This is a genomic window from Ruegeria sp. CDSC054, from assembly GCF_059610645.1.
In genome coordinates this window covers 105,399-127,690 of record NZ_JBXWOA010000009.1, presented here as the reverse complement: position 1 = coordinate 127,690, position 22,292 = coordinate 105,399, and the positions used below count along the sequence as shown (strand labels likewise).

At 56.6% G+C, this 22,292-nt stretch carries 19 protein-coding genes and 1 pseudogene; 8 read left to right on the top strand and 12 right to left on the bottom strand.

Annotation, left to right across the window (positions count from 1 at the left end; genetic code table 11):
* Positions 1–122: 122 nt before the first annotated feature.
* A complete protein-coding gene (locus AC2FGC_RS17020; protein WP_496782956.1) occupies positions 123–1,526 on the bottom strand; it encodes an MATE family efflux transporter in 1,404 nt (467 codons plus the stop codon).
* Between the two features lie 549 nt (positions 1,527–2,075).
* On the opposite strand from AC2FGC_RS17020, the gene AC2FGC_RS17015 reads away from it, so the two are divergent.
* The 4 genes from AC2FGC_RS17015 to AC2FGC_RS17000 all read left to right on the top strand — a co-directional run bounded on the left by AC2FGC_RS17015 (position 2,076) and on the right by AC2FGC_RS17000 (position 7,763).
* Positions 2,076–3,998: a DUF3604 domain-containing protein gene (locus tag AC2FGC_RS17015; RefSeq protein WP_496722044.1), complete on the top strand. Its 1,923-nt coding sequence runs from the start codon at positions 2,076–2,078 to the stop codon at positions 3,996–3,998.
* Positions 3,999–4,074: 76 nt separating this feature from the next.
* The gene (locus AC2FGC_RS17010) at positions 4,075–4,905 is read left to right on the top strand and encodes a peptidyl-prolyl cis-trans isomerase (protein WP_496782954.1); all 831 of its coding nucleotides are present in this window, start codon (positions 4,075–4,077) and stop codon (positions 4,903–4,905) included.
* Complete coding sequence (locus tag AC2FGC_RS17005; RefSeq protein WP_496722040.1) at positions 4,902–5,903, top strand: HupE/UreJ family protein; 1,002 nt, start codon at positions 4,902–4,904, stop codon at positions 5,901–5,903. Before AC2FGC_RS17010 ends, AC2FGC_RS17005 begins: the two co-directional genes overlap by 4 nt.
* 306 nt (positions 5,904–6,209) lie before the next feature.
* Positions 6,210–7,763 carry a serine hydrolase domain-containing protein gene (locus AC2FGC_RS17000; RefSeq protein WP_496722038.1) on the top strand — a complete coding sequence of 518 codons (1,554 nt, stop codon included), beginning with the start codon at positions 6,210–6,212 and terminating at the stop codon, positions 7,761–7,763.
* Positions 7,764–7,994: 231 nt separating this feature from the next.
* On the opposite strand, the gene AC2FGC_RS16995 is transcribed toward AC2FGC_RS17000, so the two are convergent.
* From AC2FGC_RS16995 to AC2FGC_RS16985, 3 genes and pseudogenes are all read right to left on the bottom strand, one after another.
* The gene (locus AC2FGC_RS16995; protein ID WP_496722034.1) at positions 7,995–8,264 is read right to left on the bottom strand and encodes a hypothetical protein; all 270 of its coding nucleotides are present in this window, start codon (positions 8,262–8,264) and stop codon (positions 7,995–7,997) included.
* A gap of 30 nt (positions 8,265–8,294) precedes the next feature.
* A pseudogene (locus tag AC2FGC_RS16990) lies at positions 8,295–8,821 on the bottom strand (hypothetical protein); the annotation flags it as partial.
* A 129-nt stretch (positions 8,822–8,950) separates the two neighbouring features.
* Positions 8,951–9,619 carry a TetR/AcrR family transcriptional regulator gene (locus AC2FGC_RS16985; RefSeq protein ID WP_496780479.1) on the bottom strand — a complete coding sequence of 223 codons (669 nt, stop codon included), beginning with the start codon at positions 9,617–9,619 and terminating at the stop codon, positions 8,951–8,953.
* A 68-nt stretch (positions 9,620–9,687) separates the two neighbouring features.
* On the opposite strand from AC2FGC_RS16985, the gene AC2FGC_RS16980 reads away from it, so the two are divergent.
* The 4 genes from AC2FGC_RS16980 to AC2FGC_RS16965 are packed head-to-tail and all read left to right on the top strand — an operon-like array spanning position 9,688 to position 13,653.
* Positions 9,688–11,043, top strand: coding sequence for a flavin-containing monooxygenase (locus AC2FGC_RS16980; RefSeq protein ID WP_496782952.1), 1,356 nt, complete (start codon positions 9,688–9,690; stop codon positions 11,041–11,043).
* A complete protein-coding gene (locus AC2FGC_RS16975) occupies positions 11,040–11,954 on the top strand; it encodes a bile acid:sodium symporter family protein (RefSeq protein ID WP_282150874.1) in 915 nt (304 codons plus the stop codon). Before AC2FGC_RS16980 ends, AC2FGC_RS16975 begins: the two co-directional genes overlap by 4 nt.
* Positions 11,939–12,877 carry an SDR family oxidoreductase gene (locus tag AC2FGC_RS16970; protein ID WP_496722028.1) on the top strand — a complete coding sequence of 313 codons (939 nt, stop codon included), beginning with the start codon at positions 11,939–11,941 and terminating at the stop codon, positions 12,875–12,877. The genes AC2FGC_RS16975 and AC2FGC_RS16970 overlap by 16 nt, the downstream gene beginning before the upstream one ends.
* Positions 12,874–13,653 (top strand): SDR family NAD(P)-dependent oxidoreductase, encoded by a 780-nt coding sequence (locus AC2FGC_RS16965; RefSeq protein WP_496722026.1) that lies wholly within the window; start codon positions 12,874–12,876, stop codon positions 13,651–13,653. Before AC2FGC_RS16970 ends, AC2FGC_RS16965 begins: the two co-directional genes overlap by 4 nt.
* A 4-nt stretch (positions 13,654–13,657) precedes the next feature.
* On the opposite strand, the gene AC2FGC_RS16960 is transcribed toward AC2FGC_RS16965, so the two are convergent.
* From AC2FGC_RS16960 to AC2FGC_RS16925, 8 genes are all read right to left on the bottom strand, one after another.
* Entirely contained in the window at positions 13,658–15,862 is a 2,205-nt protein-coding gene (locus tag AC2FGC_RS16960; protein ID WP_496782950.1) for a PAS-domain containing protein, read from the bottom strand.
* 3 nt (positions 15,863–15,865) lie between these two features.
* Entirely contained in the window at positions 15,866–17,035 is a 1,170-nt protein-coding gene (locus AC2FGC_RS16955) for an FIST N-terminal domain-containing protein (protein ID WP_496722022.1), read from the bottom strand.
* A gap of 51 nt (positions 17,036–17,086) precedes the next feature.
* Positions 17,087–17,764 carry a response regulator gene (locus tag AC2FGC_RS16950; RefSeq protein WP_496722020.1) on the bottom strand — a complete coding sequence of 226 codons (678 nt, stop codon included), beginning with the start codon at positions 17,762–17,764 and terminating at the stop codon, positions 17,087–17,089.
* A gap of 92 nt (positions 17,765–17,856) precedes the next feature.
* Positions 17,857–18,321 (bottom strand): putative molybdenum carrier protein, encoded by a 465-nt coding sequence (locus AC2FGC_RS16945; RefSeq protein WP_496722955.1) that lies wholly within the window; start codon positions 18,319–18,321, stop codon positions 17,857–17,859.
* Positions 18,322–18,361: 40 nt separating this feature from the next.
* Positions 18,362–18,796: a hypothetical protein gene (locus AC2FGC_RS16940; protein WP_496722018.1), complete on the bottom strand. Its 435-nt coding sequence runs from the start codon at positions 18,794–18,796 to the stop codon at positions 18,362–18,364.
* Positions 18,786–20,858 (bottom strand): glycosyltransferase, encoded by a 2,073-nt coding sequence (locus AC2FGC_RS16935; protein ID WP_496782949.1) that lies wholly within the window; start codon positions 20,856–20,858, stop codon positions 18,786–18,788. The genes AC2FGC_RS16940 and AC2FGC_RS16935 overlap by 11 nt, the downstream gene beginning before the upstream one ends.
* Positions 20,855–21,928: a hypothetical protein gene (locus AC2FGC_RS16930; protein ID WP_496782946.1), complete on the bottom strand. Its 1,074-nt coding sequence runs from the start codon at positions 21,926–21,928 to the stop codon at positions 20,855–20,857. The genes AC2FGC_RS16935 and AC2FGC_RS16930 overlap by 4 nt, the downstream gene beginning before the upstream one ends.
* Positions 21,929–21,942: 14 nt before the next feature.
* Positions 21,943–22,263: a hypothetical protein gene (locus AC2FGC_RS16925; protein ID WP_282150864.1), complete on the bottom strand. Its 321-nt coding sequence runs from the start codon at positions 22,261–22,263 to the stop codon at positions 21,943–21,945.
* Positions 22,264–22,292: the final 29 nt, after the last annotated feature.

Sequence of the window (22,292 nt, the reverse complement as noted above, 5' to 3'; positions counted from 1 at the left end):
TCATAAGCTCAGCTTACAACGAATTCATGAATTGGCAAATGAGGATGTCTTTGTTGCGACAAAGGAGACGAAAACTGCCTCTGGTGACCAAAAACGTTGGTATTCAAACGCGCTGGGAAGGCTCACCACCCCCTGCGCCCGAACAGGGATTGCAGCCGGCTTTGCCCGGCAAAAGGATCGACCTCTGATGGCGCAGTCAGGCCCGAGACAACGCGGCGCACCATTACCCAGCAGATTACAGCAAATATCACACCGCCCAGCGCCTGCCCCAACAACACTCCCGGAGCGCCTGCGAAATAGGCTCCGGCCACTGCAAATGGCCACGTGCCCAGCGTATGTCGCCCCCAGTTAACCCACGTGGAGTAAATGGGATAGCCAAGGTTGTTGAAGCTGGCATTCGCAACAAAGATCACCCCGTTGAAGAAGGACGCAAGGGCCAGCGGCCCGCAAAACAGATAGATCAGCGCCCGCGTCTCGCCTTGGGCCTGAAACAAGTCGGCGATGGGGGCACGCAGGACGAACAGCACCGCAGCCATCAGAACCACATAGACGGCAGTAAATTTCACGCCCGCCAGGAACGCGCCCTTCACCCTGTCATACTGCCCTGCCCCAAAGTTCTGCCCGACAATCGGGCCTATCGCCCCGGATAGAGCAAATACCACGGAGAATGCGACAGGCATCAACCGCCCTATTACCGCCATGCCAGCCACGGCGTCTGTTCCAAACTGTGCAACCTCACGGATCACGATGGCGTTGCCGACCGGCGTGGCGACATTGGTCAGAACTGCCGGTATTGCAATCGCCCGAACCGGTTGGAGGTCATCCATCACTTGCCTCAGCGACGGTCGCGCAAATCCATGGTGCACGCGCACTGCGGGCCGGACCGCCGCTATCAACATACAGATACGTGCAATAACCGAGGCAATCGCCGCCCCGTCCAGGCCAAGACCGACAGCGAAAATCAGGATCGGATCCAAAATCGCGTTGGCCAGCCCGCCGTAAATCGTGGCCTGCATGGATCGGCGCGCATCGCCATGCGCACGCAGCACGGCCATACCAGTCATTGCCACTGCCATAACCCACATGGTTGGCAGAATGATGCTGACATACCGTGCGGCCAGTTGCAGAACTTCGCCCTGCGCGCCCAGCAAGGACAGAAAAAACTTGATATTGATCATGACGATAGCAGACACAATCAACCCAATCAGAATCCCAAGAAGGGCAACGCTGGTCCCAAATTGCCGGGCTTTTTCGGGCCGCCCGGCCCCCAACTCGCGGGCGACTAGAGCCCCGGCTGCGATGGACAGCCCCACATTGATCGAGTTGGTGAAAAACAAAAGCGTGCCCGCATAGCCGACCGCTGCGGCCAAGGCGTCATTGCCCAGCATTGAGATGAACACCATGTCCACGAAATCCACGGCAAAGATTGCCATAAGACCAATGCTGGTGGTCAGCGACATTCGGGTCACATGCCGCATCAGACTGCCGGTCAAAAAGACAGCCATGCCCGTGGATTGTTGTGTCATTGGCTGGTCCGTCCCTTTGTCCTGGAAATCAATCTGCCCGCGATGGGCACTAGTCAGCAACCTCAAACTTGTGCCGTGCGCGCCGATTACAGCCCTACCTTTTTTGGCAATCCGCATTTTGCGCCGCTACGATGATGTTGCAGTACGAAAATCCTTACCGCTTTGGATATCGGCGTCCGCCGCTGCGTCCACTGGCGCCTCGCATCCAGCATTCTAAGTCAACGGATTTTGCCGGGAATGCCTGATCGACGGGAAGGTTGCCGTTCTCAACGAACAGGACAAACTCACCCATCCCGGCGCGTACTACCTTTTCGGCGCATACGTTCGCGCAGTGTATGTCGAGGGCGGGCACGCATGTGGCCGCCGTGCGAAACGGTCGATGGCGGTGAGGTACTCTGACCGCGGGTACCGCCATGCGGGGTACCAGCCTGCACTGGACGCAGGTCTCATGGTAGAAAAATCAGTACCAAAACTCGCTCAATACATTATAAGAAATGAATATACTGAATTTACGATATTCGATTAGCGCGAAGACCTGGGGAGGATTCAATGCTTCGACTTACAACCTGTTTGATCTCTTTGCTGACACTACCAGCGCTTGTTTGGGCAGACGCGGTCCCCAGCAAAGAGGCTGCCGAGGGCACCTTTGCAGACCGCCCTTATTCGCCCTACGCCAACCGATCGTTCCCCGAACGGCCGCTTTGGGGTGATACACACCTACACACCGGATTGTCGCTAGATGCGGGCGCGTTCGGGAACACTTTGTTGCCCGACGAAGCATGGCGGTTTGCAAAGGGGGAACAGGTTATTTCGTCGACCGGTCAGGCCGTCAGGCTGGCGCGGCCCCTGGATTGGATGGTGCTGACGGATCATACTGATTTGATGGGTTTCGCCCCGGACCTGCAGGCCGGTAAACCTGGCGTTATTGGTGACCCAAAAGGCTTGGAGTGGTACGAAGGTTACAAGGCGGGTGGTGAAGAAGCCGGGAAAGCGGCCTTCGACATTATTACTAATTTCTCTCAAATGACCCTGCCGGAAATCCTACTTGAGTCATACAGCCCAGGCGCGGACGCATTCGCATTTACATGGGAAAACATCGTTATGGCAGCGGAACGGCATAACGACCCCGGCAATTTCACCGCCTTTATTGGGTTTGAATGGACGTCCGTTCCCAAGGGATTCAACCTGCACCGCAATGTCATGCTACGTGACGGACCAATTCGGGCACTGCAAATGGTGCCGCCGGTGACTCAGCCTCCTTACGGCGACACCGACCCCAAGGCGCTTTATGCGTGGCTTGAAGAATATCAGGGTAAAACCGGCGGTCGCGCGGTTGCTTTTGCACATAATGGCAACCTGTCAAATGGCTGGATGTTCCCCACTGAGGATACTTATCACGGCGGCAAGGTAGACGAAGAATACGTGCAGAACCGCGCCAAGTGGGAGCCGCATTATGAGGTCACCCAAATCAAAGGCGACGGAGAAGCACACCCCTTCCTTAGCCCGGAAGACGAATTTGCGGACTATGAAAACTGGGACGTCGGCAACCTCGATATTACCGAGCTGAAAACAGAGGACATGCTGGCCGGTGAATATGCCAGGGAAGCCTTGAAACGTGGCCTGATGCTGGAAGAAAAATTCGGGGTGAACCCTTATAAGTTCGGAATGGGTGGGGCAACAGACAGCCACACATCGCTGGCAACAGCTGAAGAGGACAACTTTTTCGGAAAATCCGTCAGCGTTGAACCGTCGGCCACAAGAATCCAGCACCCCTTCATCGCCAATGATCTTGGCGAAATCCCCGGCGACCTTCTTGTCGCATCTGGTTACACTGCCGTCTGGGCCACCGAGAACACGCGTTCGGCGATCTTTGATGCTTTCAAACGGCGTGAAACCTATGCCACGACTGGTCCTCGGATCGGTCTGCGGTTCTTTGGTGGATGGGAATTTGACGAAGCAGATCTTGAGACCCGGTTCCTTGCGGACGTTGGCTACACCAAAGGCGTTCCGATGGGCTCGGACTTACGCCCTAACGAAGGTGATGGAGCGCCTTCATTCCTGATTGCAGCGCTACGCGATCCGGTTGGGGCCAATCTGGACCGGGTACAGGTCGTAAAAGGGTGGCTCGATGGCGAAGGAGAATTGCACGAGAAAGTCTACGACGTTGCATGGTCGGATGACCGGGCTGCTGATGAAAACGGCAAAGTCCCGGCTGTCGGCAACACCGTCGATATCGAAACCGCCAGCTGGAGTAACACGATTGGCACCGCCGAGCTTGTGTCGGTTTGGGCCGATCCAGACTTTGATCCAAATGCGCGGGCCTTCTACTATGTCCGGGCGCTTGAAATTCCCACACCCCGTTGGGTCCTGTACGACAAGGTCCGGTTCGGTATTGAATTGCCGGAAGAGGCGCAACTGGTTCATCAGGAGCGCGCATACTCCTCGCCGATCTGGTACACTCCTAGCGAGTAACCGAACAATACACTAAAGACATTGCCGGGCGGCCAACCCCGCCCGGCAATATTGCGACACGACATTGAGAACCCGCATGCAAATTTTAAAACAACCTTTAGTCCACTTCATTTTGATCGGGGTTGCCATTTTCGGTTGGTTTGCATGGATTTCCCCGCAACAGGACATCGTTGAAGAAACCGACACGATCACAGTCGATGGTAACGATGTCGCCCTACTGAAAACACGTTTCCAAAACAGCTGGAACCGCCCACCGACGGAAGATGAGTTACAGGCCCTGATTGACGGGGCGATCCGCGAAGAAGTTCTTGTGCGCGAAGCACGCAAGCTTGGGCTGGATCAAGGTGATCAGGTCATCCGTGCACGTCTGGCGCAGAAGATGGATTTTCTGACTGACGCAATCGCAGCTTCGATCGAGCCCGAGCCCGAAGTGTTGCAGACCTTTCTAAACGAAAACCCGGAACGGTTCACCAAACCGCCACAGATCGCTTTTGACCAGATCTATCTGGGCGAGAACGCTGATCCGGATGCCATCGAACGCACGATCGAGGCTGCAAACACTCAGCAGGACTGGAGCAGCATCGGACCGACAACTTTGCTTCCAAAGTCGATGCCTCTGACAGTAGTGCGCGTGGTGGACGCAAACTTTGGCACTGGCTTTTCGGCGGCTCTGAATTCGTTGGAGCCAGGCAGCTGGTCCGGCCCTGTCCGATCCGCATATGGCATCCACGTGGTTCGTGTTACGGACAAACAAGAACCCATATTGCCAAAGCTGGAAGATATCCGCGATACCGTTTTACTGGAATGGCGCCGCGAAGCCGGGTCGGATCTGGCGCAGGCACAATATGAAAGCCTGGCGTCGAATTACCAGGTCGAAACACCCGACATGGACAAGGCGGTCGAATGAAGCGGCTCTTTTGCCTGTTATTCTCGGGCTGGCTGATGTTCGCCGCACAAGCGGGACATGCACATGCACTTGACCCCGGTTATTTGGACCTGCGGCAATTGGCGAGCAACACCTGGCAAGTGTTATGGCGCAAGCCTGATGTGAATGGCCGCCCCATGGGTATCGATGCCATACTACCCGCTCAATGTGCCCAAAACCGAGGACCCGAGCCACGATCCGACGGAACAGCTTGGATCACGACCTGGGTTCTTGAGTGCGAGGAGGATATCGCCGGTCACACCATCACCATTGAAGGGCTGGAGCAACAACGAAACGACGTTCTGCTGCGCATCCAACCCATATCGTCGGAACCCTCCACCTTGCGGTTCACACCCGAGACGCCTGCTTTGATCATACCAGAACAGCCAACGACCTGGTCGGTTCTGAGCAGTTACTTCCGCCTTGGGTTCGAGCATATCCTGGAGGGTTGGGATCACCTTCTGTTTGTTTTCGCTTTATTTGTGCTGGTGCGCGACCCATGGCGGTTGGTCGGGGCGGTTACAGCCTTTACCGTCGCGCATTCCATTACGCTGGCGCTTGCCACGCTGGGCGTTCTGAACGTGCCCGGTCCACCGGTCGAAGCCGTGATCGCCTTGTCGATCGTGTTCCTCGCTTTGGAAATCCTCAACCGAAAGGATGGTGAGCTGCGCCTGTCCGAACAATATCCCTGGATCGTCTGCTTTTGCTTCGGATTGTTGCACGGACTGGGATTTGCTGGCGCGCTGGCCGATATCGGAGTTCCAACAGAGGATATCTTCGCGGCACTGCTGGCCTTCAACATCGGGGTCGAGACCGGTCAGCTTCTGTTCATCGCCGCACTGTCGGGCCTGATCCTGTTATGGCGTCTTGCGCTGCCAACGATTTCGCAAAAGGCTGGCGTCGTCGCAGTACCCGTCACCGGATATACCATCGGCTGCGTGTCGCTGTACTGGTTAGTTGAACGCGTCAGCGGGTTTTGATTGGCGTGTCCGCTAATTCGCGGCCTCTTGCAGCAGCAGTAAACACGCCTGAACCCGGTCCGTTTCGACCTGCGCCCAGCCTTCGTTTGTTAGTTTCTGGTGCTGGCGCGCCTCGATCAACACCTGCTGGGCGCCCTCGGGATCACCGGCCGAAAAAAATCAGCTTGGCGATCAAAATCAACGGATACGGTTGTAGTTCCCTGCACCACTGACCCACCTGGCCTCGGCCGCCTGACGCACCCCACTGATGTTGTCAAAGGTCGGCGCATCATAGCCAGTCACCTAGCTACGCTCGGAAAATCGCAATTGCTGGTCCAGTTACCGGCGTCACCGACGGGACATGTCACCATCAAGGACGACACCAAAGCTTTGGCCAAGTGCTACGACAAGGGCGGGTCGACGGGCGCATTTGGTCGGAACCTACGCGACGGAAAGGTGGCAACCAAAGCCGATACGCTCTTAACTCGGACGAAATCCGGAGAGAAACGGGAGGGGGCCGGTACGACCGGTTCAGAAAATCGATTGATCATCAAAGCGCTGAAAATTATCGCGGGCACGCTTATTCTGGGTGTCGTCGCAATTGTGGGCTATCTGCTGATCGCCCCGCCTGACCTTTTGAAGGTGGGAACAAACTATTCGGCCAAGATCGTCTGCTCCAATGTCTTCATTGCCGGGCGCGACCCGGAAGAGGTTTTGACCGTCGATGTTCAGGCCCCGGGGCATCCATTGCTTAAGCAGATATCGATCGACGTGGACGCCGAGGCCCAAACCGTGACAGCGCGGATATTCCGGTTCTTTGCCCCCGCGACCTCGCAATATCGCGAGGGGCTTGGCTGCACCAATATCCATGACGCGACACTCAGCACTGCGACCTTAGCCGCAATCGAGCCCTTGCCTACTGGTCTCTGGCCCGCCGGCGACGAAGTTCAATTGTCACAAGATCCTGAAGTTGCGCGTATCCTGGCAGATAGCACCCTTCTGGGCGAAGGATACCGCGCCGTGGTTGTCGTGCGGGGTGGGCGTATCGTTGGCGAGACCTATGCGGAGGGGTTTGACGAAAACACGCCTTTGCTTGGGTGGTCGATGACCAAGACGGTTACTGCGGGCTTGATCGGTACCCTGATCAAATCCGGCCAGATGTCGCTGGAGGATACGCTGACCGACAGTTATCCGGACTGGGCACAGGACGGACGCAAAAACATCACCCTTAAGGACATGCTGGCCATGTCCAGCGGTCTGCAATGGAATGAAGAATATGGCGACGTCTCGGACGTGACCAAGATGCTGTATCTTAATGATGACATGGCAGGTTTTGTCTCGGGCCGTCCGGCGGAAAGTGAGGTTGGGGCGGACTTCAACTACTCATCGGGGACGACCACAGCCTTGTCGCGCGTCTGGCAGAACAAGCTGACCGATGGCAGCCTAACCTATCCGCAAGAGGCTCTGTTCGAACCATTGGGCATGACATCCGTCGTGCTCGAGACCGACGCGGCGGACACATTTGTCGGGTCCAGCTATATGTATGCCACTGCGCGTGACTGGGCGCGTTTTGGGCAACTGCTATTGCAGAAAGGCGAATGGAACGACCAACAAATCCTGCCCGAGGGCTTTACGGACTGGATGTTTGAGCCGGTTGCCGCATCTGACGGGATGTATGCCAAAGGTCATCTGTGGCTGGACTCTCCGGGAGGGTTGCCGCCCTATGAGGACGCCGTCTGGCTTCAGGGGCATGACGGGCAGTTCATCGGTGTATTCCCATCCCAAGACATGGTCGTTGTGCGGTTGGGTTTGACGCCCTCCCGGCACGGATATTCCTCGTTACCGCTGGCCGAGGCGCTCATCTCTGCCTTGCAGAATTGATAAGAACGGCCCGCTGGTCCGGCCTTTGCTCTATTCCAGAATTTGCGTTGCAATACCGGTGCTTGCCAGCTCATCTTCTACAAGGGCCTAGATCTGATCCGGCGGCGTGTTCAGAGAATAAAGCATCAAAGCAGGATCGACGCCCAATTCGATCAGTTGCTGCATTGCTTCGCCTTGCCCCTTTTGGATGCTTTCAACGGCAAAGACCACGGGGATCAGGCGTGGTTGGTCTTAGTAATGCTGATGAAGTCCGACAATGCCTTGCAATGACACGATACGCGCGACCCCATCGGCCAGAACATATGGACAGGCGGACGTGCAGACCGCGCCCGGCTGTACAGCCGATGACAACCCGGTCTCGCGAATCTGCGCGCCGATCAACAAAGCTTCGGACACGTGGCCGCCCGGGCTGAGCAGCGCGACCATGTCGGGTTGTTCTTGCATCTCGGACAAATAAGTTTCGAACCTTTCGGCATCGCCCGTTTCGATCTGACCACTCATCAGAAGGACACGCCGCAGATCACCGGCTTACTCCAGCTCAGCCAGATCTTCGAAGCTTTGACGCGCGCGCTCGACCTCTTGCCCCAGCGCCTGACCGCTAAGTGCAATGTCATGCGCTTGCTCAAGCGCTGCCTGGTAGTCGCGCACGGTGTTTTCCAAGTGCTGTTCGACCGCTGCGGCACCAGCCAGTGCAGTGGCGTTAAGCCAGCTGGACATGGCTATAATTGCAACGGATCCAACGATCGTCGACAACGTCAGGCCAACGAACCGCTGGCCGTGCAAATCGACGGAAGTAACCGCAGCATATGGCTCCAGAACAAAAAGATGCCGACGGACACCGCGATCGAGTATGCGACCGCTGCGAAAAAGATTACCGCGCCATTGTCTTCCAACAGTAACGAAACACCAAGGTAAGTGTAGATTCCCTAAGCGATCGCCAAAACACCCAAAGCGGCTGGCGTGAACGTGTCCAACCAGGCCAGATGCGCCTCAAGCTCTTTGGCCGTCCGCAGCCCCCTCGCCTCCTCCGCGGTCAGGCGGTCCCTTTTCTCTGTCATGTCACCCCACGCTCCCAATCGATAAACTTGGATAATCACTAGATAATAACGCATGCGACCATTTGATTTGGTCCCATGCGTAACTTCAAGTTGAGCGGGTTGGGGCGAAGTGTTGTGATCGTTCCAAGATTACCGCGACGGGTTCAAAACACCGGCGAGCCCAGCATGACAGAACTGCAACAGGTTCCCGATTGCGCCCTCGGCGTCGCGTTTTTGGTCAGGGCCGGAAAGTGCCCCAATCCGCCACTCCGACGTGCACAACGCCAGCATGGACGACACTGAAAAGACCAACGCCCCGGCAACGTTCGCCGGGTCGGCCTTGGGATATTTTGTGCACAGCTTGTGAACGACCAGCGAAGCGACGGGATCAAAATGGGTTTTGGCCAGCGCATGCCAGCGCGCATCAGCGGAAACAATCGCCACAATGCGCGCGTACGCCAGCCACTGCGGGTCATTACTGAATGCGCGGGTCAACAGCGGCCGCATGAAGGCTGACATCAGGTCCGCGGCGTCCCAATCGCCGCGATCCTCCAATCGGCTGATGGCTTCACGACGCTCTTGCGATAGCTCGCTGGCGCGGCGTGCCACGATGCGTTCAAAAAGCTCATCCTTTGGACCACCGTGAAAGTTCACGTTGGCCTTCTGAACCTGCGCCCGTTCGGCGATGTCGCGAATCGAGGCACCGTCGAATCCCTGCTCGGCAAAGACAAGTTCCGCAGCGTCAAGAATACGTTCTCGTGCCGCAATGGATCGCTGCGAGGGCGCCCTTTTTCTTTCTTTTACAGCGTGTTGTGCCATTTCAAAAACTAATTTGCCTTATTTCGAACGATCGTTCAAGATAAATAATGTCGCAGGAGGAGAGACGGATGGAACAGGTGCAAGTCGGAGCGGGCCAGCCGGTCACGGTGAAGGCCCGCCCGGAAGAGTGTTTTGCTCTGATCGGAGCTGGGCCCATGGGTCTGGCGATGGCCAAGACACTTGTCGAGCAGGGAGTGCCATTTCAAGGATTTGAATTGGCTGATGATGTGGGTGGTCTGTGGAACATCGATGCCCCTCGGTCTACGATGTACGAGACCGCCCACCTCATATCGTCTAAGAAAATGACCGAATTCACCGACTTCCCTATGCAGGAAGAAACGGCGGAGTATCCATCACATCGCGAGCTCAAGACGTATTTCCACGACTTCGCGAACGCATTTGACCTGTACCAGCACTATCATTTTGGTGCCGAGGTCCTGAGTACCACACCGCTGGACGCAGGCGGATGGGAGGTGAAGTGGCGCGACAAGGCAGGCACTGAGCACTGCCAGATCTTTGCGGGTGTTCTGATCGCCAACGGCACCTTGTCCGAACCCAATCTACCCAAGTTTGAGGGAGAATTTACCGGCGAGTTGATCCACGCTTCGGATTACCGTTATCCGACGCGATTCACAGGTAAGAGGGTTCTGGTTATCGGGGCCGGAAACTCGGGCTGCGACATCGCGGTTGACGCCATTCACCACGGGCAGTCTTGTGACATCTCGATGCGCCGGGGGTACTATTTTGTACCCAAATACGTCTTCGGTGTTCCGGCTGACACGATGGGCGGGAAGATCAAATTGCCCATGTGGCTGAAACGTAAAGTGGACGGGGCAATTCTGAAATGGTTCGTGGGTGATCCGCAGAAATATGGCTTTCCCAAACCGGATTACGCCCTCTACGAGTCCCATCCCGTCGTCAATTCGCTGATCCTATTCCACGCCGGGCATGGCGATTTGAAGGTGCGCCCTGACGTTGAACGTTTCGACGGCAAGACCGTCCATTTCCGTGATGGCACCAGTGCTGAATACGACATGATTCTGGCCGCGACCGGTTATAAACTGCACTACCCGTTTATCGACAAGTCGCACTTGAACTGGCAGGGCGACGCCCCGCACCTGTACTTGAACTGCATGCACCCAACCCGCGATGACCTTTTCGTCCTGGGTATGATCGAAGCATCCGGTCTGGGGTGGCAGGGACGGCATGAACAGGCCGAGATGGTGGCGCGCTATATCGCAGGGCTAAGATCCGGAAACTCTGCCGCAAAGGCCATTCACGCGACCAAATCCGAAAAATTCGAACGCGCGACTGGCGGCATGAACTATATCGACCTGCCCCGGATGGCTTACTACGTCGACAAAGCGACCTACCGCGGTGAAGTGACCCGACAGATCGCGGCGCTGAAAGCGGCCCAGTCATGAACGGGATCGACGACGTCGCGCTGAACTTCGATGCAGGCAACCTAAAGCTGCTGAACGTCATCCTTGCCGTCGTGATGTTCTCAATCGCGCTGGATCTTAGGATGGATGACTTTCGCCGGATCCTGCGCGGACCGAAACCGTTGCTTGTAGGGCTGGCGTCCCAGTTTTTGGTTCTACCCGCACTCACCTTTCTGATGCTGCTGGTGGTCAATCCACTACCGTCGGTCGCGATGGGGCTGATCCTTGTAGCGGCCTGCCCGGGAGGGAACATCTCGAATTTCATGACGCACCGTGCTGGCGGAAACGTGGCGCTTTCGGTGTCGATGACAGCGTTCGCAACCGTCGGCGCGATCATCATCACGCCCGCTAATGTTGCGTTGTGGGGGAATCTTTACGCCCCAACACGAGAAATCCTGCAAAGGACAGAAATCGACCCGGTCGCAGTGGCCATTACGGTCGGCTTCATGCTGATCCTACCGCTGATCCTTGGCATGCTGGTCAATGCGCGTTTCACAGCCGTCGCCGATAAAATCCGCCGCCCGATGCAGTGGCTCTCGATGGCGATCTTCATCACTTTCATCCTGGTGGCGCTCGCTGCGAACTGGGGAATTTTCCAACATTTTGCGACCGCGATCATCGGAATCGTCATCCTGCATAACGCGCTGGCTTTTATGGGCGGGTATCTGACCGCGACGGCCGCCAACCTGTCGGAACGCGACCGCCGATCTGTCACAATCGAAACTGGGATACAGAACTCGGGCCTTGGCCTCATCCTGATTTTCGCCTTTTTCGGAGGGCTTGGCGGAATGGCGGTGGCCGCCGCACTTTGGGGCATCTGGCACGCAATCTCGGGGTTGGCTCTGGCCGCCTTCTTCGCAAGACGAGAGGTGCCCGAATGCGCCACATCCTGATCACCGGGGCCGCCGGTGCGGTGGGAACTGCCTTGCTGCAACGGTTGGGCGGTCGGGCCGACATCAAGATCACTGCAACCGATATTCAAGAGCCCGCCAACTTGCCGAAAAATGCACGGTTCGTACGGATGGATGTCACCGGCAACGCGCCTCTCAACGTCATTCTGGCCGAAGAACCGGACACCATTGTTCATCTGGCGTCCATCGTGACCCCCGGTCCGAGCTCGACCAGAGACCATGAATATCAGGTTGATGTCGAAGGTACCCGAAATGTGCTGAGTGCGGCGATTGCCGCCGGGGTCAAGCGTCTGGTGGTTACCTCTTCGGGGGCCGCTTATGGGTATCATGCCGATAACCCGGTTCCCTTGCGCGAAACGGATACGATACGAGGCAATAAGGAGTTTGCCTATTCCTGGCACAAGCGGCTGGTCGAAGAAATGCTGGCCGAAGCCAGACAAAGCGCGCCCGACCTCGAACAGGTTGTTCTGCGCGTGGGCACAGTATTGGGGCCCAAGGTCGAAAACCAGATAACGGCTCTGTTCCACAAGCCCAGTCTGCTGGGCTTGAAAGGCTCCGACAGCCCTTTCGTGTTCATTTGGGACGAAGACTTGGCCGATATACTGGTTCGTGCGGCCACGGACGGGCCTGCCGGCGTTTTCAACGTTGCGGGTGACGGCGCGCTGACCATCTCACAGATCGCGTCACAAATGGGCAAATCGGTGCGTTGGCTGTCCCCTGCGGTGGTCAAAATCGCCCTGTCCATTGCCCGCCCGCTGGGTTTGTCGCGCTATGGGCCAGAACAAGTGCGTTTCCTTCTATACCGTCCCGTGTTGAACAATGCCGCGCTGAAAGGCGAATTCGGCTATCACCCCAAATTCACAAGTGCCGAGGCGTTTGATCGCTGGTGGGAGGCTGCCCAATGAAACCAACCGCTGTCATCACCGGAGGCGCTGGCGGTTTGGGCCGTGCGCTGTCCGCCGCGCTGAGGGCCGACGGCTGGCACACGGCGTTGATCGATTTACCGGGGCCAGAGCTTGACGCGCTTGCCAATCAGGATGAAGTCAGCATCTATGCCTGTGATCTGACCGACGCTGATCAATGCAAAGACACCTGCACCCGGATCATTGCGGCAAGAGACTCCATAGATCTGGTTATTTATAATGCGGGCGTCTCGCAGATTTCTGCGTTTTCTGACAGCGATATGACATCTCACCGAAACCTGTTCGAAATCAATTACTTCGCTGCGGTTACTTGCGCCCAGAATTTTCTGGAGGCGATCAGGCAGGCCAAGGGAACGCACCTTGCAATCTCTTCCGTCGCGGGTTTTGCACCGCTCATCCATCGAACCGCCTATGCAGCCAGCAAACACGCGATGGAGGGGTTCTTTAAGTCCCTTCGCGCCGAAGAATCCGCCCACGGGGTTCGCGTTTCCATCGCCGCGCCATCCTTTGTTGCGACCAATATCGGGCGACCCGAAACTGCTGACGCTGGGTTCGTTCGTCCCGGCTCAGCCTCAGATGGCATCGACTACATGGAGCCGGAAGCAGCGGCGCAGGTGATTTTGCAAGGTTATCGGCGACGTAAAGACTACATCCCTGTCGGACGGATCGCACGGATCGCCAATTTGGTGAACCGTCTGGCGCCAAAGTTCTACGTCCGGCAGATGATGCGCACAGTCGGCAAAGGACCAACGCCCTGACCTGTCAACTGACCGAAGCCTCTAACACTGATTTTAGCTTTTGTGCATCAATCGGCTTATGCAGCAAAAGGTAGCCTGCCGTTTTGCAAGAGGTCGCCAATTCGGTCGAACGATCAGCGGAAATGATGCAACCGGGCAGTTGCCCGAATTCGCGCTCCAGTTCGGCAATGGCATCGGTCCCGGTCTTGCCGCCGTCCAGCTGATAATCGGCGACAATGACATCCGGTAGGATCCCGATCTCGCGCAGCAGGTTTGCAGCCTCATCTTTGCTGGCCGCTTCCAATACCTGAACGCCCCAGTTTTCCATCGTCATGCACAGCGCGCCGCGCAGGTTGTCATCGTTTTCAATCAGCAAGGCGACCGTCCTGTGCAGCACGTCCGAGCGCGGCGGTATCGACGGTTCACCACTATTCAGCGCGTCGCGTGCCTGGCCTGCTGATGGAACCGTGATTGAGAAAACGGTTCCGCGCCCCAGTTCGGACTGCAGACGTATCGGATGTTTCAACAAACCACAGGCGCGTTCCACAATGGCAAGGCCCAAACCCATCCCTTCGGCCGCACTGGCGTCTGAATGAATACGTTTAAATTCTTGAAAAACAACGTCTCTTTGGTCAGGTGCGATCCCAATGCCGGTATCCCAGACCTGAATCGATATGGTTTTCCCCTGTCGTCTTACACCGACCAGAACCCTGCCCGTTTCCGTGTACCGGATCGCGTTCGACAAAAGGTTTTGCAGAATACGCCGCAAGTAACTGGCATCGCTTCTGACAACCGCATCGGTACCCACAAATCCCAATCCAAGCCCTTTTGCTTGCGCCATAGGCCTAAAGGCGTCCTCCATCTGGGAAAAAAGCTCTCCGACCGGGACGGAAGACAAGTGAACCGATGCCCGCCCGGAATCCAGTTTCGATATGTCCAGCAGCGCCTCAAGAATGTGTTCTACACTGTTGAGCGCGCTTTCCGCCTTCGCAGCGACATCCCGCGCGTCAGCCTTGTCCAATCCACTGCCCAGCGTCGAGACGTAGAGTTTTGCAGCCGACAGAGGTTGCAACAGGTCGTGGCTGGCCGCCGCAACAAAGCGCGATTTTGATGCGTTCGCGCGTTCTGCCTCGTTCAGCGCGTCCGCGAGCTCCATTGTCCGCGATGCAACGCGCTGTTCCAACAGTTCCTTGGCCTCGACCAGGGCTTGCGCGGATTTTCTGTCTTCCGTCACATCAGTGAAAGAAATCACAAATCCCTGATCCGGCATTTCCTGCGCAAAGACTGACAAAATCTTGGCACGACCGCTGTGCATCTGGAATTGCAGCGGCGGACGTTCGGTCGAGCGATTGACCCAGGCCAGCAGGTCAGCGTCGCTCACACCGCCCTCAAAACTGATTGTCGCGCTTAACCGGTGAAACAACGTCTGGAACGGTGCGCCAATCTGAAATTGCGCATTGGGAATGGCCAGAAGTTCGCTGGCGCGGTTGTTCCACCCGACCAGACGCAGCTTGCTGTCAAAGATACAGACCCCCTGATCGATATGTTCCAGTGTCGCGCGGATCAGGCGCGCTTTGTCATCGAGGATACGGTCCCTTTCCTGCCGCTCGAACCGCATGATGTCGGTCACATCCGTCTGCAGGATCACCGTGCCGCCATCCGGCGTCCGGTGTTCGGATACCTGCATCCAGCGGTTGCCGCTAAGGCGGATGTTAAAGACAACGTGATCTTCAGCATGGCGTGCCATGCGCCGCTGTACCCAGTCCTTTGGGGAAACGACCCCGGGCAAGGACAGGAACCTGGACTGGCTGACCAACCAGACATAATCGGTGAACCGCAACCCCGGTGTCAGCTTGGTCTGAATGTCGGGCATATGCAGGCCAAAGCGGCTATTGCACAGGACCATTTCTTCATCCCGATTGAACAGCGCAAACCCTTCCTGTACCGCCTCGATCGCATTGGCGAGGTTTGCGCGGGCGGCTTCGGTTTCCTGATTGGCCTGCGCCAAGCGCGCGTTCGAGTCGTTGAGCAAGTCCAACGCCCGCTCAAGGTCATCTGTTCGGGCCCGCACTTCCTGTTCAAGCATGGCAGCCCGCTGAAACTGTGCGTAAGCCGCGCCCGAGGCGTCAGTGGATTCCTCGACCCGCCGCATCAGGGCCGCGACGATCTTCAGCAGCTTTTCATTCTGCCGATCAAGCGGATCATTGGGGTCGGTCAGGGATTCAATCATCGCCTACCCGTCTTCCGGAGGGTAAATCGCGACGCCGGTCAGCGTCTGATTCACATGGATCGAATTGAATTGCTCGCCATAGGTCGAAAACCCGACGACATGGTTCTCGGCCAGCAGGCGCGAAATTTCGCCCGTCTTTTGCTTTTCCTGTGCCTCCAGCCGGCGCAGGATGCAATCGCAGCCCAGGATCGTGTCCGGACGGGTGGTCTGTGTCAGCGCAGCGATTTCTTCCTCGAGATGCGAAACCATGTCGCGAGGTTCGGCCAGCGTCAGCACCAGCCCCTCATCAATCGCGGAAAAGAACACAAGGTCACCATTGCCCGCGACGCGCTGGATGGCCCGTACATGATGCTGGCCGCCGATCTGCACAACCAGCGGGTGGGCCGCAAAGGTAAAGGTCGTCAACTGTTCAGGATCTTTACCAAGCAGACGGGCATATTCGCGCGCGGCTGGCTCGGCGTTGATTTCCTGCACGATACGGTTTGCCGGATCGGCCTTGGTGACGACCATACGCCGCGCCGTTGGCAACAGGTGATCCGTCTTGAACACTTTGATCGGACAGCGCGTGCGAACCTGCGTCAGGATCGCCGCGTTCTGCATGGCCTGACCGTCCATCAACACATAAGTCGCGCCGAAATAGGTTCCGTCCCCTGCGGACCCGCCGAACAAGGGCACCGGCCCCAGTCCAACAGCGAGTTCCGACGTCAGCGCATCCTCTTTCGTCGACAAACCGTCGATCATCAAAAAGGAAAACTCGTGCTTCCAATCCGGTACGGACGCCGCCATATCGTTACGGTTGCGGATCATCTGGTCGATGATGTCCTGCGCCGAGAAATTCCCAAGGTCGGGCACCAACAGAGTGCGCACCTCGAAATGCGAAGACGGTAATCCGATGGCGACAATCTGATCTTCGCCATAGCCGCAATCTGCAAGCTCGCCCGCTGTGGTGCATCCGATTACAGGCGTTGGCGCAAAGGCAACTACTGCCTCGGAAATAACCGCCGCCGCATCCGCGCCGGAGCTCACGAACATAATAACCAAGGACAAAAGATCATCGCCCAAGGATCCCGCGAGTTTTTCAATCGCGTGATCCGTGTTGCGATGTACAAAGCCCGTTTTGACGATACCTGGCGCACGGGCGGCAGCTGTCGCCCACCCGACTGCTTGGTTCATCCTGCCCTCCTCCCTGAAGCGCAACGTTTTCATATGATATGGCGCGAGGGCTTATTCTTGCAAGACGCTGGCAAGAGAAGCCTTCTTGGCAAGCAGCACGGCTTGCGTACGGCTTTGCACGCCGAGTTTACGCATGATTGCAGTTACATGCGCCTTGACCGTGGTTTCGGCAATGGACAGATCAAACGCAATCTGCTTGTTCAGCTTACCCTCACAAATAAGCTGCAGAATGCGCGATTGCTGATTGGTCAATGTGGCAAGCCGATTGGCGGCGTCGCTGTGTTCGGTTTCCGCATCGTCGTCAATCAGTGCAAAACCGTCCGGCACAAAGACGCCCCCGGAATGAACTGTCTCGAAAGCTGTACGAAACACATCTCGCTGGCTGTGCTTGGGGACATAGCCTGAGGCACCCGCACGGATCACCTGACTGATCACGCGGTTCTCTGAAATCGACGACACCACGATGACCGGTGCATCGGTGGCCGCTTTGACGCGCACCAAACCTTCAAGCCCGTCCACATCCGGCAGGTTGAGGTCCAGTATAACCGCATCTGGTCGCAACCCACTGGCAATCAGAGCAATCGCGTTTTCCAATCGATCTGCGGTGTGGATTTCACCAATTCGAGTGACACTTTGCAACGTCATCGACAAAGCATCACAAAACAATGGATGGTCATCGACGATCAGGACCTTGCCAAAATCAATCTGTCCGGAGGTTTTTGCAAACATGAAACTTGGCCTTCGCAATCTGGTTGTCCCAACCCTAGCAACCGGCGGGTGCCGCGCCTACTGGCGAAACGTCGTATACCCGGAACCCATGCTTAGTTAACATTCCTTTTTTTAGGCAAAATCGACTGACGTAGTACTGCTGTCACCTTGGCTCCGATTTGGGGGGCTTCGCTTTCTCTGGGACCCGCGACGTTCAATACCGCATTGGGTCTCGCCATAACCCAATGCTTTACTTGGCGCGCGCACGCCTCAAGCCCCTGCCCTAGATCAACGACCAGATTAGGCTTTCCGATCTCTTGCGCGAAATCGATGGTCAACTGCGTTCCCGGACTGGTCGATCCATCCAAAAACACCAGCAACGCGTCGCAGGACAAAACGTTCATCCTTGTTCGCTCGGCAACATCTTCAGACTGCGTTTCAGACAAATTGGTGAAGCGATCCGGAATGCGGCCCGCCTCATTCAAGCGGCCTTTCGGAACCCAGCCGCCATAGGGAATCTCGTTTTCCAAAGCGAACTGGAAAGCCGCCAGATCAACGCCCGTTTGTCCGCCGGTCATGATTTTCACAAAACGCTCCTTGCCCTAAATCGGCGTCTCGCTAGCCCAACAGACCGATTTCATGCCCGTCAATGATAATCGCCAGGTCCCAGTATTTTCTGATTTCTTCCTCGGCGGCCTGGGCTGCAGCGGCCTCCTCGGGAACGCGTTCGACACGAAACCCGAACCGTTCAAGACCGCAATAATCAACGCGGCTGAGAATGACCGGAAAAACCTCCCGCTCCATCGCGGCGGCGGCCAAAAGCCTGGCGATGCGATACGGTATCTCTGGCGGTTCATGCACCCGCACGCCGATATGCACCGGACCACCGGGTTCGCGGTCCCACAGCATAAGCGACGGTGCCAGCCGCATGTTCGGAAAGACAACCTTGCCAAGCGGCTTGGCGCCGTGATCCTCATTGATCAGATCGTCCAGCGGCACGGGCCGATTTGGCGACGTTCGGCTGAGGATTTCGAACCATAGATCACTGGTCATATCCGGCCCCCAATTCGGTCAACAATTCGGCGGCCTTGACTGCCCCCGTTTTTGGCAGCTCAAAATCATTCAAAGCGGATCGGTACAATTCGGCTCCGTCATGATCCAACCAATCTGCGACCGTGCGTTCAAGCTTCATGAATTCGCGCTCTGTGATAGCGGCGCACAAGTCACGGTCGGCCATGGCTGTGGCGCGCCGTTCCTGATTGTCCAGATAGGGTGCTGACTGCGGAATAAATATCGCCGGGATGCGATGGTACAGCATCTCAAGGACCGAGTTGTAACCGGCTGCAGATATAACCACATCCGCGGCAAGACAAAGCTTGGTCGCCTCTAACGTCTGAACCACCTGGGTGTTTTTCCAACCAAATGTGGCAGGCTGAACCGTGCTTCCGGGCCACGTTACAACAAGGTGCAGGCAATCTTTGCGCGCCTCAAGCATGCCCGAGATCGCCTGCAATTGTGCAGACCTGTCCGAGGCAACCCCACCCCCTAACATGCTGACAACCAGTTGCTTGAAGTCGCGCCCGAAACGTTCCGCCAGCCGGGTCTTGAGCTGTTCTATTTCCGCGGCGGATTGTTCCACCTGACGCACGATTGGCCCGACATAATGGACATGGTCACCATAGCTGTAAGCGTCGTTCAGCTCGTCTAATGCCTCGGAGGGCACGATGACACGGTCAAACACGCTTTCGCGGCGCAGCATGGTCTGCCTGGACCGGCCTTCGGGCCACAACCCGCGCCGGATCCAAGCCGCCGACAGTTTGCGTTCACGGATCACCCGGTAGACGGAGTCAAACACGTAGCCGCCGTCAAAAACCAACGTGTCGTTTTCCTGAAGTACCCCACCAAGACGCCGATAGGTCAGCACGTCATTGCCATCAGAATTGGTCTTTGTATCGGTGCGCTGAACCAGCGGGATGCAGTCGATACCTTCACGGCGAACAAGCGGAATGCAGCTGGGAAAGGCCGCGAACATTTTTGTCATGGTGTCCGGCATTTCACGGGCAATGATACTACACCGCTGCGCGTGGCCCAGCCCCACCCCGTTTGTCGGGAAAAACAGGGTTTTGGGCTTGTCCTGTTCCGTCTGACGCCGTTTCGGTTTCAGACCTGCAGCCGTTTCCAGACGAGAAATATCAACTGTGTGCAACCATTGCGATTTTGAGGCCTGTTCGACAATTTGCGGCACGTTCCCGATCACATTGCCGATCAGATACCCATCCAATGCGAAAGGAGTCTTGGGGCCCAGCAATGCAGGTGCGCCCGAGGACATCAGAACCTCATCGTCGGTACAGTCAATGGCAACGCCGCCCGTTGCAATCAGCTCAACCGCAAAAGCGGCCATGCGAACTCCGGCAATTCCATTACCGAACATCGCCAGAATATCCGTCGAAATTGCCAAAGTCAGCGGCGACAGTCCGGTATACAAGTAGGTCGGCAAATCGTGAAACGGCGACGCCTTGATCGCCTCGTTCTGTGCGCCGCTAACAATGAGTTTCAGGTTATAGCCACTCTGGCTGCTCATCCGGGAAAAACAAGACAGCGTCTCGGGGTTGTCCAACTCCATCGAACCCAGAACAACGGTCACGTTCGGCACCACCCGTTTGGACCGCCGCGATACTGGCCGAACATCCGCCACCAAAGGGCTGGAGGTAGATGGCAACACCGGTCGCGGTTGAAAATCTGTCAGGTCGATCACCTGGGCTTCGCGCCCAAGCGCATAGGCCAGCCGGGCCTTGGCCGCGATATAGCTTTGCTGAGTCATAAAGCGGCCCGTCGCAACAACCGGGACACTCGGGTCGAGCTGTTTGTTGCGCAACGACGCAAGAAGAAAATCATCGATCTCTTCTGCACCCAGTACGAATACACTCTGCGCCTTGTTCTCACCCGGGTCGACAAGGAACTTGGCTGCCTCGTAGATCCTGCCACGCCCTGCATCCTCGGGCAGATAATCGGCATCAATGCAAACATTGAAGCCACGTGCGGCAAGCTGCTCAGCAAAGATCAACTGCGTGTCAAACGACCGCAATGAGCGTGTGCCCACTTCGACATAGATCATTTGTTCACCCCGCTATCGGCGGACAAAACCCCCGACAGCATCGCCTTGAATTTCCCTGCAGAGTAGTTCTGCAGCGCCGATTGCGATCTGGCCACCTGATCATGATACTTCTGCGGTTGGGCGATCAGGTCGGCAATGATTGCGTCCACCTGTGATGGCTGGCAAGCCAAGACAGCATTTCCGAACGTAGCGCCAGTATCAGCGTTGGTTAGAACCACCTTACCCGCAGCAACCGCTTCGGCTACAACGCGACCAAAACTTTCCTGCCAGGTCGGCGCGGTGAAATATACAAAAAAGTCAATCATTCCAAAGAACTCTTGCACAGTTATGGCATCAAAGGGAAGCAAGGTCCAATGCGCGCGAAGAACACGGGCATTCAACAAAGCATCCGCCCCTAGAATTACATTGCACTGCGAATGGCTTGGAAAACAGCTGTCCAAATCAGCAATAACCGGGAATTTCTCGAATCCAGGTCGCGAATGACGCCCACGGCGGTCCTGTGGTGTTTCACACGGGGCGCTCATCTCGGTCTTGCAAATGTTGAACCAGTCAGAGCCCAAAACGTCCCACTGTCGCGCCACACGAGAGGTTGCCAACCAGTCGACTACGCCGCTTCGATTAAACGGTGATATCGGCGCGAGTGTTTTCCTCAGCGAAATTGTAGAGGCTTCGATCTGACTTAGACAGCTTGAAACATCAAACCCTTCCGCCCCGCCCGGACGCAGAAAATTCTCATGCGTGATCACGTACAGCTCGCGCGCAATGATCCTTGTGCCAAGCGTGTCCTGAAATTTCAAAAAAGACGGGTTGTGCAAAAACACGAAATCCGCGCTGATCCGGGGTGCATCCCAAATGATCGGAATGTTCAGCTCGTCCAGCACCTGCCGCAAAAACGGTGAAACGTGTTGGTTGGTGCCAAACGTCCTGGACGTGATCGCGTGCACGACCACCTGCCCGCATTCGGCGGCCACCGGCAATTCGGCCGCCACAGCCGCAGAAGTCCCGCCAGAGAACCGCGGCTCGATGACATAGGCGATCGTTGGTGTGTTCGATCGCCCGAAGGCAAGCATTTCTGACATCCGACTCAGTGTTGCCGCGAGGCATCGAATGCCTCGTTAGCCGCACGGTTCTCGCTGCTGGCCGGTGCACTGGTGGCATAGCTGAAATCCAGATTGCCAACAGATGCGACCTCGTGAAAGCTCCGCAGCTCCAGCGACAGTTCATCTTCGCCGGTCAATAGCTCCGGGTTTTTGTCGAGGTAGGAATACAGTGCCTGAATGTCATTGGTGGACAGCATTTGGTCGATGGCCAGCAGATGCTCAAGCGTAATTTCGGCACGCGCGTTTTGGGTCGTCGATAAGAATAGCAGAGCAGTTACGATGCCGATAAGTCGTCTATCCGTCATTTTGGATACCTCGTCGGAAACAATTAACA